The organism is Xenorhabdus entomophaga, assembly GCF_037996725.1.
Taxonomy (GTDB): Bacteria; Pseudomonadota; Gammaproteobacteria; order Enterobacterales; family Enterobacteriaceae; genus Xenorhabdus; species Xenorhabdus khoisanae.
Genome location: NZ_JBBMXH010000040.1, coordinates 22,402 through 36,346 on the forward strand (window position 1 = coordinate 22,402; position 13,945 = coordinate 36,346).

12 protein-coding genes are annotated in these 13,945 nt (G+C 46.1%); 7 read left to right on the forward strand and 5 right to left on the reverse strand.

All coding sequences use genetic code 11. The annotated features are described in order from the left end of the window. Positions 1-78 precede the first annotated feature (78 nt). Positions 79-1,671 carry an autoinducer-2 kinase gene (lsrK, locus tag AAC854_RS10210; protein WP_340617004.1) on the reverse strand — a complete coding sequence of 531 codons (1,593 nt, stop codon included), beginning with the start codon at positions 1,669-1,671 and terminating at the stop codon, positions 79-81. 71 nt (positions 1,672-1,742) lie between these two features. Further along, positions 1,743-2,753: a transcriptional regulator LsrR gene (gene lsrR, locus AAC854_RS10215; RefSeq protein ID WP_340617005.1), complete on the reverse strand. Its 1,011-nt coding sequence runs from the start codon at positions 2,751-2,753 to the stop codon at positions 1,743-1,745. Positions 2,754-3,387: 634 nt separating this feature from the next. Here lsrR and lsrB point away from each other — a divergent pair. The 3 genes from lsrB (at position 3,388) to lsrG (ending at position 5,659) form a co-directional block, all read left to right on the forward strand. After that, entirely contained in the window at positions 3,388-4,407 is a 1,020-nt protein-coding gene (gene lsrB / locus AAC854_RS10220; RefSeq protein WP_340617006.1) for an autoinducer 2 ABC transporter substrate-binding protein LsrB, read from the forward strand. 66 nt (positions 4,408-4,473) lie between these two features. Continuing rightward, entirely contained in the window at positions 4,474-5,358 is an 885-nt protein-coding gene (gene lsrF / locus AAC854_RS10225; protein ID WP_273548552.1) for a 3-hydroxy-5-phosphonooxypentane-2,4-dione thiolase, read from the forward strand. 1 nt (position 5,359) lies between these two features. Next, positions 5,360-5,659: a (4S)-4-hydroxy-5-phosphonooxypentane-2,3-dione isomerase gene (lsrG, locus tag AAC854_RS10230; RefSeq protein WP_099114123.1), complete on the forward strand. Its 300-nt coding sequence runs from the start codon at positions 5,360-5,362 to the stop codon at positions 5,657-5,659. A gap of 114 nt (positions 5,660-5,773) precedes the next feature. Here the strand turns inward: lsrG and AAC854_RS10235 are convergent, their stop codons facing one another. The 3 genes from AAC854_RS10235 to mobA all read right to left on the reverse strand — a co-directional run bounded on the left by AAC854_RS10235 (position 5,774) and on the right by mobA (position 8,376). Next, positions 5,774-7,159, reverse strand: coding sequence for a pyridoxal phosphate-dependent decarboxylase family protein (locus AAC854_RS10235; protein ID WP_340617007.1), 1,386 nt, complete (start codon positions 7,157-7,159; stop codon positions 5,774-5,776). Positions 7,160-7,261: 102 nt separating this feature from the next. Continuing rightward, positions 7,262-7,777, reverse strand: coding sequence for a molybdopterin-guanine dinucleotide biosynthesis protein MobB (gene mobB, locus AAC854_RS10240; RefSeq protein WP_340617008.1), 516 nt, complete (start codon positions 7,775-7,777; stop codon positions 7,262-7,264). Further along, entirely contained in the window at positions 7,774-8,376 is a 603-nt protein-coding gene (gene mobA, locus AAC854_RS10245) for a molybdenum cofactor guanylyltransferase MobA (RefSeq protein ID WP_340617009.1), read from the reverse strand. Before mobA ends, mobB begins: the two co-directional genes overlap by 4 nt. A 180-nt stretch (positions 8,377-8,556) precedes the next feature. Between mobA and AAC854_RS10250 the strand changes: the two genes are divergently transcribed. The 4 genes from AAC854_RS10250 (at position 8,557) to polA (ending at position 13,694) form a co-directional block, all read left to right on the forward strand. Next, complete coding sequence (locus AAC854_RS10250) at positions 8,557-8,826, forward strand: YihD family protein (protein ID WP_340617010.1); 270 nt, start codon at positions 8,557-8,559, stop codon at positions 8,824-8,826. Positions 8,827-8,844: 18 nt separating this feature from the next. Continuing rightward, positions 8,845-9,834 carry a serine/threonine protein kinase gene (locus AAC854_RS10255; protein WP_340617011.1) on the forward strand — a complete coding sequence of 330 codons (990 nt, stop codon included), beginning with the start codon at positions 8,845-8,847 and terminating at the stop codon, positions 9,832-9,834. A gap of 17 nt (positions 9,835-9,851) precedes the next feature. Next, positions 9,852-10,475, forward strand: coding sequence for a thiol:disulfide interchange protein DsbA (gene dsbA, locus AAC854_RS10260; RefSeq protein ID WP_340617012.1), 624 nt, complete (start codon positions 9,852-9,854; stop codon positions 10,473-10,475). A gap of 396 nt (positions 10,476-10,871) precedes the next feature. Then, the gene (gene polA / locus AAC854_RS10265) at positions 10,872-13,694 is read left to right on the forward strand and encodes a DNA polymerase I (protein WP_340617013.1); all 2,823 of its coding nucleotides are present in this window, start codon (positions 10,872-10,874) and stop codon (positions 13,692-13,694) included. The last annotated feature ends 251 nt before the right edge of the window (positions 13,695-13,945 follow it).

Here is a 13,945-nt window from a genome sequence, read left to right on the forward strand (position 1 = left end):
AGTAATGGCTTTAGTATGACTGAGCAAGCCGCTACACTTGCTCAATTTTCGCTTACAAATTTCATTTACAACTGGAAATCACAACCCCGGCGCTTTCCACAGCGAAGTTGTTAAACCATCATCCACCAAATGCAGTTGATCAGCGTACACAGCCTGCCAATCTTTCTTTGCTTTCTGGTAAATTTCACGATGATCTAAGTTCGGCTGATATTCCCGTTCCCAGCGCACCAATCTTTCTCCGGTTGCAGGCAGTGAATCATATAAGCCAACGCCAACACCGGCTGCAATTGCACAGCCCAGTGCCGTCGCTTCTTTAACCACCGGTACTCGTACAGGCAGCCCGGTAACGTCAGAGAGAATCTGGCACCAGAGTTTGCCTTTTGAGCCACCGCCCGCGAAAACCAGTGAATCCGCTTGGACGCCGGAGAAGGCGGAAACCATGTCGAGGTTACATGCTGAGACGATAGCGGCATTCTCTTCCAGCGCCCGGAATAATGTCGCTTTGTTGCACTTTTCCGGATCAATGGAGAGATTGAGGAAGGATGGAGCGGCGTGATACCACGATTTAAACCGCATAACATCGGAGAAGATTGGCATGACGCCATGTGCACCAGCAGGAACTCTGGCCGCCATATCTTCCAGCAGGCTGTAAGCATCAACGCCCAGCCGTTCCGCCAGCAGTTTTTCTTCTGCGCAGAAGGCATCGCGGAACCAGCGCATGGTAAGGCCAGTGAAAAAGCTGATGGATTCTGCTTGTGCCATGCCGGGAATAACATGTGGGTTGATGCGGATGTTCATGTTGGGATCGGTGATCGGTTCTGGCAGGTTGACGACCTGTTGCCAGAATGTTCCTCCGAGCACTGCGGTTTGGGCTGGTTTGACGACACCAATACCGAGGCAGCCGAGTTGGACATCACCACCGCCCATAATCACGGGTGTGCCAGTGTTCAGGCCGCATTCAGCCGCCGCTTTTTCGGTGATATAACCGAGTAAGGTTCCCGTTTCTTTGACGGGAGAAAGGATGTCGGAACGCAGTCCGGCCATGTCCAGCAAGCTTGGGCGCCAATTGCGGGTGACTAAATCCAGCATACCCGTTGTACCAGCGTTGGAAGGATCAACCGCCAGTTCGCCACTCAACATATAAGCCAGCCAATCGCTGATCATCGTCAGCGTACTGGCTTGCCGATAAATATCCGCACGGTGATGTGCCAGCCAAAGCAGACGAGGCATTGCGCCCAATGCCAGTGTCTGGCCGGAGTAACGATAGACATCATACTCAAACGTATTGTCGTAAAGCTCTTTCAACTCGCTGACTTCATGGCTGGAACGTGCATCCACATTGGCACATGCCCAGATGGGATCGCCATCGCGATTATAAAGGACGATGCCTTCCCGCATTGAACAGGCGGCAACACTCTGAATCGCATTGGCGGGCAGTTCCGCCTTTTGTAGTGCCTGCCGGATACATTGGCAGGCCAGTTGCCAGTTGGTTTTCAGGTCAAACTCCATGGAACCCGCAACATTCGGTACAGGCTGGTGTATCCACTCAGACTGTCCAACGGCGATTTGATTCCCTTCAAGATCAAATATAACTGCCCGGATACTGCCAGTTCCTGCATCAAGCGCCATCAGATACTTCCCTGATGGTTGAGCATAAGCGCGTTGATTCATGATGCTACCCTCGTCTGTCGTTATCTTTTCAATCGATATGGCACGGGGAAGGGATAGATATTATTAGGCAATCAAGTCAGTATAGCCCTCGCGGTCTGTTCTTCTGTTACCAGTGAACTGATGTAGCCTCCTTTCAGAGCAGCAACAATGGCATCTGATTTTTCGATGCCACCTGCTACACCCATTACGTTCGGGATGATTTTCATTTCTGGCAGTGAGATCCCTATCAACTCTTGGTGGATATTAATATCGCTGACCAGTTCACCTTCTGCGTTGAAGAAGTAGCCAAGAATATCCCCGATGGCACCTTTGCGGTCAAGCATCAGCTGTTCTCCATCACTGATATAGCCGGAACGCATAATGGTTGCTTGCTGCTTTTGGTTGATTGCACCAATCCCGACAACAGCGATATCGGCTGCACTGGCGGCCAAAATCACATCCCGTACACTACGCTCTTCACGGAATGTTGCTGCGACTTGATGGTTGGAGGCCCGCAGTGGTGCAGGAATGATACTGACAGGACAGCCTGCATCAAGCTGGCCAATGCCGGTCATATAAGGGCCAACACCGCCGGACAGCGTCACCAACCGAATTTGTTGGGATGAGATAAAACCACTCAGATGTTGCAAAGTACACATGGGGGTTTCACCAAACCCAATCGCCAATAGTTGGTGAGGTTCAATCATCGCCATCAACAGGTGAGCAGCCCCGACACCAAGGCGAGCATTGAGGTTCGTGCCATCAAGGGCGGGTAATACGCGAATTTGTTTGAGATTAAAACGTTTTTGCAAAGCATTTTCTAATTCCAGACATCCTTCATAGCGTGAATTGATCTTAACGCGTATCACGCCAGACTGGCGTCCTTTCTCCAGTAAGCGGGAAACTTTAAGACGGCTTAAGCCAAGCAATTCACCGATGTCCCCTTGAGTCAGACCATCGTGATAGTAAAACCAGGCAATACGGGCCATTAGTTCTTCTTCACTCATGCAATTTCCAGGATAGTTGTGACTTGAATAGTCAATTTCTTCGGACAATATGCTTTTCTCTAGTGCTGATTGTTTTTTGATTGATTTGATCGACATAACAACTTTTTTATCCACAGGGAAAGAATAAGCATGAAAGCCCCATAAGTGTTAGAAGCTTTCTACAAAATTTTGAACATATTTTAATATGATTATAATTTTTTCACAAAATGTGATCGTATCATTGATATCATCGTAAATTATGAATTAGAGTTATGAATAAATGTTTTTATAATAAAAAATGTTCAATGTTGGTATCTGTGTCAGAAACGCAAACCCAAAATGTCATGAGGTATGTGATGTCACAGAGAAATATCACAATAAATATCGAGAACAGGTTTTTTGGGCCTCTGTTGACAGTGTTCCACTTTTGGCTGCTCATGGGAATAGTAAATATTTTTCTGGTTTGATGGTATTTAAACAGATTTATTTAACATTGATGTCGAGGTCTTAATTACGGATGGCATCACCGTCAATTTCTGACATCCGTAGGTCACATCGGCTGGGTATTTATTCGTGCCTTGTTGATTACGACGGTGATAGGTCGTTCTGTTTTGCAGCATAAGCATAGTTATCAAATTCTTGGTTGGTAGCAATGCTGGCAGCATTCTGTTTCACAACAATATATTTCTGAAACGCAAACGACGATCCTGAAACATAAATGATATTGGAACAAGAATAGATGGAGATAGGCATGAAAGCACCAACAATGAAACAGCTGGCTTTAGCTGCTGCATTAAGTCTGGCGTGTGTTTCTTGGGCGCAGGCGGCAGAAAAGATAGCGTTTATCCCTAAATTGATTGGTGTTGGGTTCTTTACCAGCGCTGGCAAAGGTGCTGTGGAAGCTGGCAAAACTCTGGGCGTGGAAGTCACTTATGATGGGCCAACAGAGTCAAGCATGGTGGAACAAGTTCAGCTTATCAATAGATTTGTTAACCAAGGCTATAACGCAATTGTGGTGTCGGCGGTGTCAACGAATGGGTTGTGCCCTGCCTTGAAGCGTGCCATGAAACGGGGCGTTAAAGTGTTGACGTGGGATTCAGATACATCACCAGAATGCCGCTCTATCTATATCGAGCAGGGAACGCCAAAACAGTTGGGTGGCCTTTTAGTGGATATGGCTGCTCATCAAGTGAAAAAAGAAAAAGCGAAAGTGGCATTTTTTTATTCTAGTCCGACGGTAGCAGATCAAAACCAATGGGTGAGAGAAGCCAAGATAAAGATCTCAACGGAATATCCTAATTGGGAAATCGTCACTACACGGCTTGGTTATAATGATACCGTGCAATCCTTACAGACTGCGGAAGGTATTTTGAAAGCCTGGGGAGATTTGGATGTGATTATTGCCCCTGACGCTAATGCGTTGCCAGCCGCGGCACAAGCGGCGGAGAACCTGAAACGTCAGGATGTGGCAATTGTGGGATTCAGTACTCCGAATGTGATGCGTCCTTATGTTGAAAATGGTACGGTTAAACAATTCGCTCTGTGGGATGTGGTCAAACAGGGTAAGGTAGCTATTCATGTTGCTAATGAGGTTTTGAAAAAAGGCGAGCTGAATGTGGGAGATAAATTGAACATTCCTGATATTGGCAATGTTGAAATCTTACCTAATAGTGTGCAGGGATACCGTTATGAAGCAAAAGGTAGTGGCATAGTAGTTATGCCGGAGCGGGTGATTTTTACCAAAGACAATATCAACCAATACGATTTCTAACCAAGACGATTTCTGATTGATAAGGCTGACATAAAGCCTGACTCTGATACTTTTCTGGAGGGAGAAATGGCAGATTTAGATGATATCAAAGACGGTAAAGATTTTGGCATTGATACACCACAAAAGAACACGCTGTTTGAACTGAAAGGCTGTGGTGCGCTGGATTGGGGCATGCAGTCCCGTTTGGCCCGTATTTTTAATCCGACCACCAATAAAACGGTAATGCTGGCGTTTGACCACGGTTATTTTCAGGGACCAACGACGGGATTGGAGCGTATTGATATTAATATCGCCCCATTGTTTGAACATACCGATGTGCTGATGTGTACGCGCGGCATCCTACGCAGTCAGGTTCCTCCTGCCACCAATAAACCTGTTGTGCTGCGTGCGTCAGGCGCTAATTCTATTCTGGCTGAACTGTCCAATGAAGCTGTCGCAGTAGCGATGGAAGATGCGCTTCGGCTCAATGTTTGTGCGGTAGCGGCGCAGGTTTATATCGGTTCAGAATATGAACATCAATCCATCAAAAATATTATCAAGCTGGTGGATCAAGGGACGCGTTATGGTATGCCAACGATGGCCGTGACAGGTGTCGGTAAAGATATGGCTCGTGACCAACGTTACTTCTCGCTGGCAACCCGCATTGCGGCGGAAATGGGGGCGAATATTATCAAAACCTATTATGTCGATACCGGTTTTGAACGGATTGTCGCAGGTTGCCCAGTGCCGATTGTGATCGCGGGTGGTAAGAAACTGCCAGAGCTGGATGCGTTGAATATGTGCTATCAGGCGATCGATCAGGGCGCATCCGGTGTTGATATGGGGCGCAATATTTTCCAATCGGAAGCACCTGTTGCGATGCTGAAAGCGGTACAGGCAGTTGTGCATCACAATGAAAAACCTACTCAGGCTTATGAGCTGTTCCTGAACGAAAAAGCCAAAGGGGAATAATATGCACGTCACATTAGTTGAGATTAATGTCAAAGCTGACAAGGTTGATGAATTCATTGAGGTATTTCGGGATAATCACCTTGGTTCGGTTAAGGAACCGGGCAATTTGCGGTTTGATGTGCTGCGTGACGAAAATATTCCAACCCGCTTTTATATCTATGAAGCCTATGCTGACGAAGCGGCGGTTGCAGCGCATAAGAAAACGCCTCATTACCTGCGTTGCGTCGAAAAACTGGAAGCGTTGATGACTGAACCGCGTAAGAAAACCACTTTTATTGGTTTGATGCCGGAAGGGAAGTAAAGATAAAACCAGTTGTTTGATGGTCGGAATAACGCCCTTGACGTGAACGTCGGGGCGTTTGAGATTTTTAATAGCCAGTTTTGGCTGCTATTTGTGAGATTGAAATATCAAGTTTTAATTAACCTGTTGTTTAACCTCATCAATAGCTCTGGCAATTGCTTTCAAGCTGCGCTGAATATCGTCTTCAGTGGTCGCCCAAGAGCTGACACTGAGTCGGATGGCTTCTCGTCCTTGCCATGTTGTTTGCCCAAACCAGCATTCACCTGATTGCTGAACTTGTTGTAACATCGCGCGCTGCAAATTGATATCTGGTAAATAAGCGACGACCTGATTAATCACAACGTCATTGAGGATATTAAAACCGAGTGATTCCAGCCCCTTCGCCAGCATTTCTGCATATAAGCAGCAGCGATCAACCAGCTCTTCGATTCCCTGTGACCCAAGTTCTGCAATGGCAGCCCACACTTCGACCGCTCTGGCTCTGCGGGAAAACTCCGGCAGCATATCCTTTGCCTGCCACATGTCTTGTGTCTCCACATAGGCCGCTGAGGTTGTCATGACTTCTTTTAGGGCTTGTTTGTGACGCACAATACACATGCCACAATCGTATGGGGTATTGAGCCATTTGTGGGCGTCCACTGCCCATGAGTCCGCATTTTCAACGCCTTCAACTAAAGCGGATTTTTTCTTTGATGCTCTGGACCATAGCCCAAAAGCGCCATCCACATGTACCCAACTGCCGGCTTTTTTGGCTTTGGGAATGAGGGCACTAAAGTTATCTGAACTGCCTGAGTTAAGATTGCCGGCTTGTAGCACCAGAATCATATTGTCTGAAAATTCGGGAACGGCACTTTCAATGATTCGTCCTTGGGTATCACATGGCACAAAAATGAACTGTGAGCGACCAAAACCGAGTAGCCTCAGGGCTTTTAAAACAGAGATGTGAGCTTCTTCGGGTAATACAACTTTTAACTCAGGGGCGTTGTGTAAACCCTGCTCTGCAAGGTCATAGCCTTGTTTCTGGTATAAGTAATGCCGCGCGGCTGCCAGAGCGCTGACGTGCGCCATTGTTGTACCTGTCACAAAACCGATGAATGCCTCTGAAGGTAAGTGCAATAATTCCAACGCCCAGCGTCCGGCGATTTTTTCTAATTGGCTCGCGATGGGCGAAGAAGCTTCCATCAAGGCGATTTGATCCCAGGCACTGGTTATGATGTTTGCTCCCATCGCAGCAGGTGTTGAACCCCCTACAACCAAACCAAAATATCGGCCTCCTGTTGTCGCGACTGTTGCCGGAGAACCGTATGAGTGGAGTTGCTCAAGTACTTGTTGGCAATCGGTTCCGGTTGTGGGTAATGGTTTATCGAAATTTTGCAGACCAGCTAACGCGTCGGCATCGGGAAATACCCGTTGGTTGCGAATACCACTGACGTAGTCATACGCGATTTCACTTGCAACTTTAACCGCAGACAGGGAGGCATCGCGGATTGAATCTTTCATGATGTGTTGTTTTCCTATTATCGTTATTTTATTTTCCTGCTGTGACTGCACTGATTTTTTCGGGACTTATCATGATGAATACCCCTGATTGGTGTAACCATGTTATTGATGTAGCCACTTGGCAATAAATGTTGCTACTTGTTCCGGCTGATTGATATCAAGCTGCGGAAGTGGTGTTGCCAGCGTGATATCGCTGGCAATTGCGATCACATAAGGATCGAGTATCTCATTAACGGTATGGTTCAGGCCGTCCCGATAAAGTGCTATTTTTGGGATAGCTTCTTGTTTGAACCCTTCGACCAGAATGAGATCCAGCGAATTCGCATCGAATCGACGGGCGAGATAGTGCAGATCTAGCTCCGGCAAATCGGGAGTTTCTGTCATCAACGCCCAACGCTGCTGGCTGGCAACCAACGTTTGGGTTGCTCCGGCCTTGCGTAGCTCATAACTGTCTTTGCCCGGTTTATCAACATCCATATTGTGATGAGTATGCTTAATCAACCCAACACGGATATGTTGCTGGCGCAACAAGGGTATCACCTGTTTTAACAATGTCGTTTTTCCGGTTCCGCTATAAGCGGTGATACCCAACATAGGCAGTGCCGTGTTGTGATTCATGCAGACTCCTGTAGGAGTTCCCAATGCTGGTATTTCCAGTGACGGCATTCTTCTGGCGTATTTAAGTTCTTGAAAGCATGGGGATTGGGGAAATAGACGGCTTTTGCCTTAATCATCTGCATAAAGAACATGAGTTTTCTATCACCCAGTGCGAGATAACTTTCCAACCGAGGGATCAGACTGCGGTGCATTAATGCTAAGGTGGGATGGGCACGTTCGCAATCATGTGCATAAGCGGCCCAGGCCTGTTGTTTGTAGTGCCAAAGTTTTGCAACGAGATCTTCGGGAAAATCCGGTACATCACAGGGAACAAATACCACCCATTCATTGATGGCATTCTTTAAAACTGCCAGCATACCTGCCAGTGGCCCGGAAAAATCGGTAATGATATCCGGTATAATGGGGTAGCCACTTTGCTGATAGATACCCTGATTGCGATTCGCATTAATCAACAACTCATGAACCTGCGGCTGCAATCTTGTGGCAATGTGTTGATATAATGGTGCGCCGCTGAATTGCAGTAATCCTTTGTCATTTCCCCCCATGCGGGTGGATAACCCCCCAGCCAGAATTGCGCCACTGATTTTTTGATGCGTCATGTTAAATCACCTGATATTGGGCAATGAAATATTGAGTGTTTGGGTATATATAACCATTGAGAATCAATATCTAACGATGCTGCTTTGGTGGCAGTATAACTTTACGCTGGTTGACAGACCAATTCTTTCTCAGAACGATTATCCCTGCTAATTTGTATAGTTATTTATAAGGAACTAAAAATGAAGTATCACCGTCTCAATGAAGTTATCGAACTTTTACATCCAGTATGGAAGAATGAGCCGGATTTAAGTTTGGCGGAACTTTTGCAGAAGCTGGCTGATGAAGCAGGGTTCACAGGGCAGTTGTCTGAATTAACTGATGATATTCTGATTTATCACCTGAAAATGCGTGGTACGGATAGTCAGGCAGAAATTCCCGGGTTGAAAAAGGATTATGAAGAAGATTTTAAGACAGCGTTATTACGTGCTCGCGGTGTTATTAAAGATTGATAAAGAGAGAACTGTGTTGTGACAGAATCGAAAGCTTTTAATTTTCAGAATATAACGCCAGATTTAATTATGGATGCGTTGGCGCAGTCTGGTTTGTATCTTGATTCCGGTTTAACTGAACTGAATAGTTACGAAAATCGTGTTTATCAGTTCATGGATGAGAATCGCAAACGTTATGTGGTGAAATTTTATCGCCCCCTGCGTTGGAGCCAGCAGCAAATTCAAGAGGAACATGATCTTGCGCATGAATTGCAGCAGGCAAATTTACCGGTTGCGGCTCCCCTGATGTTTGATGGGCAGACGGTACTGAATTATGGCGGGTTCTTTTTTGCTATTTTCCCGAGCGTAGGGGGACGCCAGTACGAATCAGATAGTTTTGACCAGTTGGAAGATGTCGGGCGTTTACTGGGAAGAGTGCACCAGATTGGTCGTCAAAAAACGTTTTCGGCTCGTCCTACGATTAATCTTGATGAATATTTGTATCAACCGTATCAATATTTGGCTGAATGCGAGCTTCTTCCTGCCGGACATAAGAAAGGTTTTTTGGCGGCACTGGATGAATTGAACAATGCAGTTGTACATCAATGGCATGATAACTGGCAGGCATTACGGCTACATGGTGATTGCCATGCTGGTAATATCTTGTGGCGTGATGAGGCATGGTTTGTGGATCTTGATGATGCCCGCAATGGCCCTGCTATTCAGGATTTATGGATGCTGCTCAATGGCTCAAGGCAGGAGCGGTTGATTCAGTTGGATATTTTGCTTGAATCATATAGTCAGTTTACGGATTTTGACCCAAAAACATTGGCTTTGATAGAACCACTGCGGGCAATGCGAATGGTCTATTATTTGGCTTGGGTTGCTCGTCGCTGGCAAGACCCCGCTTTTCCCAAAGCATTTCCGTGGATGGCGGATAGTGATTTCTGGCATAAGCAAATGAATCTTTTTTCTGAACAAACTCGGCTGTTACAGGAACCACCGTTACAGCTCAACCCGATGTATTAATTTTTCTGGAGACCATTATGAAGAAATTTTGGCTAGCACTGGTGGGAGCGTTTATGGCATTTAATGCTTCTGCTTCTGGTTTTTCTGAAGGCAAACAGTATACGGAATTAAAAAACCCGGTTGCAAATCAGCCGCAGGTTTTGGAATTCTTCTCTTTTTATTGCCCTCACTGTTATCAGTTTGAAAACATTTATCATGTTCCTTCTACTGTTGAGAAAAACCTGCCAGCGGGGGTGACTCATGACCGTTATCATGTCGATTTTCTGGGGCCTCTGGGGAAAGATCTGACGGATGCCTGGGCGGTTGCGATCATCATGAAGGTTGAAGATAAAGTCACTCCAATTCTGTTTGAGGGTATTCAGAAAACCCAGTCCATCCATAGTAAAGAAGATATCCGCAATGCCTTCATCAAGGCTGGTGTGTCTGGTGAGGAATATGATGCGGCATTGAACAGCTTTATCGTGCAATCTGTAGCCGCTAAAGAGCGTCAGGCAGCCAAAGATCTGGAGTTGCGTGGTGTTCCGGCAGTTTTTGTTAATGGCAAATACCTGATTAACAATGGTGGTATTGACGCGCGTTCAGAGCTGGACTACGGTAAGAAGTTCTCTGATGTAGTGAATTATCTGGTGACAAAAAAATAAGCCACAATGTAACAAGAAGTCTGGTATTAATATAAAATAATACAAGTATTGTGTCGGCTAAGATAAAACTGGCACAATACTTGCTGAAAGTTCCCTTTCATAACATAAACTCCGGTAATATCCACAAGTCAGTGATTTTTAAGTAGTTGTAATATTTCTTTCACATTCGCCGTAATTCATTGATTTTTACCTTCTGTTCTTCATTCTTTACAGTGATAAACATAAATCTGGTTTATGTGCCATTTTTTTGTGCACAAAGTTATCCACAGAGAACTCATCAGAATATTTGTCAGAAAATGCAGGTTAGCACGAGAAAATTCTCGCAAAATTCGTCTATATCGGCACAGTATGGCATTCTATTCTTTATTCATCCCACAGAACGACGAAGAAAATTTTATGGCACAGATAGCAGACAATCCCCTGATTTTGGTTGATGGTTCTTCATACCTTTATCGTGCATACCATGCGTTTCCTCCACTGACAAACAGTACAGGGGAACCAACGGGCGCCATGTATGGCGTGTTGAACATGCTGCGCAGTTTGATCATGCAGTATAAATCCAGTCATGTGGCGGTCGTGTTTGATGCCAAAGGCAAAACGTTCCGTGATGAGTTATTTGCTGAATATAAATCCCATCGCCCACCAATGCCGGATGATTTGCGGGCGCAGATTGAGCCATTGCACAAAATGGTTAAGGCAATGGGACTGCCAATTCTGGTTGTACCGGGTGTTGAAGCTGATGATGTTATCGGTACATTGGCGTTGCAGGCTGAAAAAGAAGGTCGCTCTGTCCTGATCAGTACCGGCGATAAAGATATGGCTCAGTTGGTGACGCCGAATATCACGCTGATTAATACCATGACCAACACTATTCTGGGGCCGGAAGGGGTAAAGGAAAAATATGGTATTCCGCCTGAACTGATCATCGATTTCCTTGCCCTGATGGGGGACTCTTCCGATAATATTCCTGGTGTGCCGGGGGTCGGTGAAAAAACTGCTTTGGGACTGTTGCAGGGCATTGGTGGATTGAATGAGATTTACGCCAGACTTGATGAAATTGCCACACTCAGTTTCCGTGGCGCTAAAACGCTGGGCGGGAAAATGGAGCAACATAAAGAGGTTGCTTACCTTTCCTATCAATTGGCAACGATTAAAACAGATGTGGAATTAGATAAGACCTGTCTGGAACTTTCTGTTGTGCCGCCGGATGCGGATGAGTTATTGGCACTATTCAGACATTATGAGTTTAAACGCTGGATCAGTGACGTACAGAATGGCAGTTGGCTGGAAGGTAATGGGCAAAAATCTGCCGCTGTTGCTTCGAAGGCCGAAGCTGTGGCAGCCGCACCAAGTGCCGTCAAAATTTCACCGGAAAGCTATCAGACCATTCTTGATCGCCAATCCCTTGATGAGTGGATTGAGAAACTGAAACAGGCTCCGGCATTCTCTTTTGATACTGAAACTGATGGCCTTGATACCCTGACCGCCAATCTGGTGGGAATGTCTTTTGCCATCTCATTAGGTGGATTAGCGTTAAGTGGCTCAGAGTTAGGTGAATCAGAGGTTGAAGCCGCTTATCTGCCGCTGGGCCATGATTATCTGGATGCGCCTCAACAACTGGATCTGGATGAAGTTCTCACAGCATTAAAACCGCTGTTGGAAGATGCAAGCCTGCCTAAGATAGGTCAGAACCTGAAATTTGATCGTGGCGTTCTGGCTCGTTATGACATTGCTCTGAACGGTATTGTTTTTGACACCATGCTGGAGTCGTATGTCCTGAACAGCGTAGGGGGCCGACATGACATGGATAGCCTCGCGGAGCGTCATCTGGGCTATAAGACCACGACATTCGAAGAAATTGCGGGGAAAGGTAAAAAACAGCTAACGTTCAATCAAATTCCGCTGGAGGAAGCATCAAAATACGCGGCAGAAGATGCGGACGTGACTTTACGGTTACATCAGGTGATGTATCCACAATTAGAGGGCGTAGAGACACTGAAAGAAATTTTCCAGAAAATTGAAATGCCATTAGTGCCTGTACTCTCCCGCATGGAGCGGACAGGTGTATTGATTGATGCTCAAACGCTGGCAGAACATTCTCTGGAAATTGCTGCACGTTTAGATGAGTTGGAAAAATCAGCTTATACATTGGCAGGTGAAGAATTCAATTTGGCTTCACCTAAGCAGTTACAGGTCATTTTGTTTGAAAAGATGGGCTTGCCTGTCTTGAAAAAGACCCCGAATGGTGCACCATCAACAAACGAAGAGGTTCTGGAAGAATTGGCGGAGCAGCATGAATTGCCGAGAGTGATTCTGGAGCATCGTGGTTTGGCGAAACTGAAATCCACTTACACGGATAAACTGCCTCAAATGGTTAATCCGCTGACAAGTCGTGTCCATACTTCATATCATCAGGCGGTAACGGCGACAGGGCGTCTTTCTTCCCGTGATCCAAACCTGCAAAACATTCCTGTGCGTAATGATGAAGGTCGACGCATCCGTCAGGCATTTATTGCGCCAGAAGGCTACCGCATTATGGCGGCGGACTATTCACAGATAGAATTGCGGATTATGGCGCATTTGTCACAAGATAAAGGGTTGCTGAAGGCGTTTGCACAAGGTAAGGATATCCACCGTGCAACCGCTGCGGAGGTGTTTGGCGTGTCGTTGGAGCAAGTGACCAGCGAGCAACGTCGCAGTGCGAAGGCGATTAACTTTGGTCTGATCTACGGTATGAGTGCGTTTGGTTTATCCCGCCAGTTAGGGATCCCACGTGGCGAAGCACAACGTTATATGGATCTCTATTTTGAACGTTATCCGGGCGTGCTGTCTTATATGGAGCGCACGCGCCAGCAAGCTGCTGAACATGGGTTTGTTGAAACACTGGAAGGGCGTCGATTGTACCTGCCAGATATCAAATCGCGTAATGCTATGCGCCGTAAAGCTTCAGAGCGTGAAGCCATCAATGCGCCTATGCAGGGTACCGCAGCGGATATCATCAAATTGGCGATGATTGCCGTGGATAATTGGATTGTCAGCGAGCAGCCAAATGTACGGATGATCATGCAGGTTCACGATGAACTGGTGTTTGAAGTGCATGAGTCCGAACTGGAGGCAGCGGAGGAAGCAATCAGAAAGTTGATGGAGCAAAGTATGCAGCTTGATGTTCCATTAAAAGTGGATGTCGGGATTGGTGATAATTGGGATCAGGCGCACTGATCACTTAGACTTTCAATTTATTGATTTTTGAAGAACCGCATTTTTGCGGTTCTTTTATAGTGCGTCGAGCATGACGCGTAGCGCTGTCTGTTAAAACGAAGAACCCATATCTTATTACCAAAATGATGTTTTATCCCACTTAAGTTAGTCAGATAAATTATTTGCACGACTGTTATAATAGATAACACGATAATCTGACTTTCCGCCTGTTCTAATGAAATCGAAGATAACCCTTTCTGAGCCTGAACGAA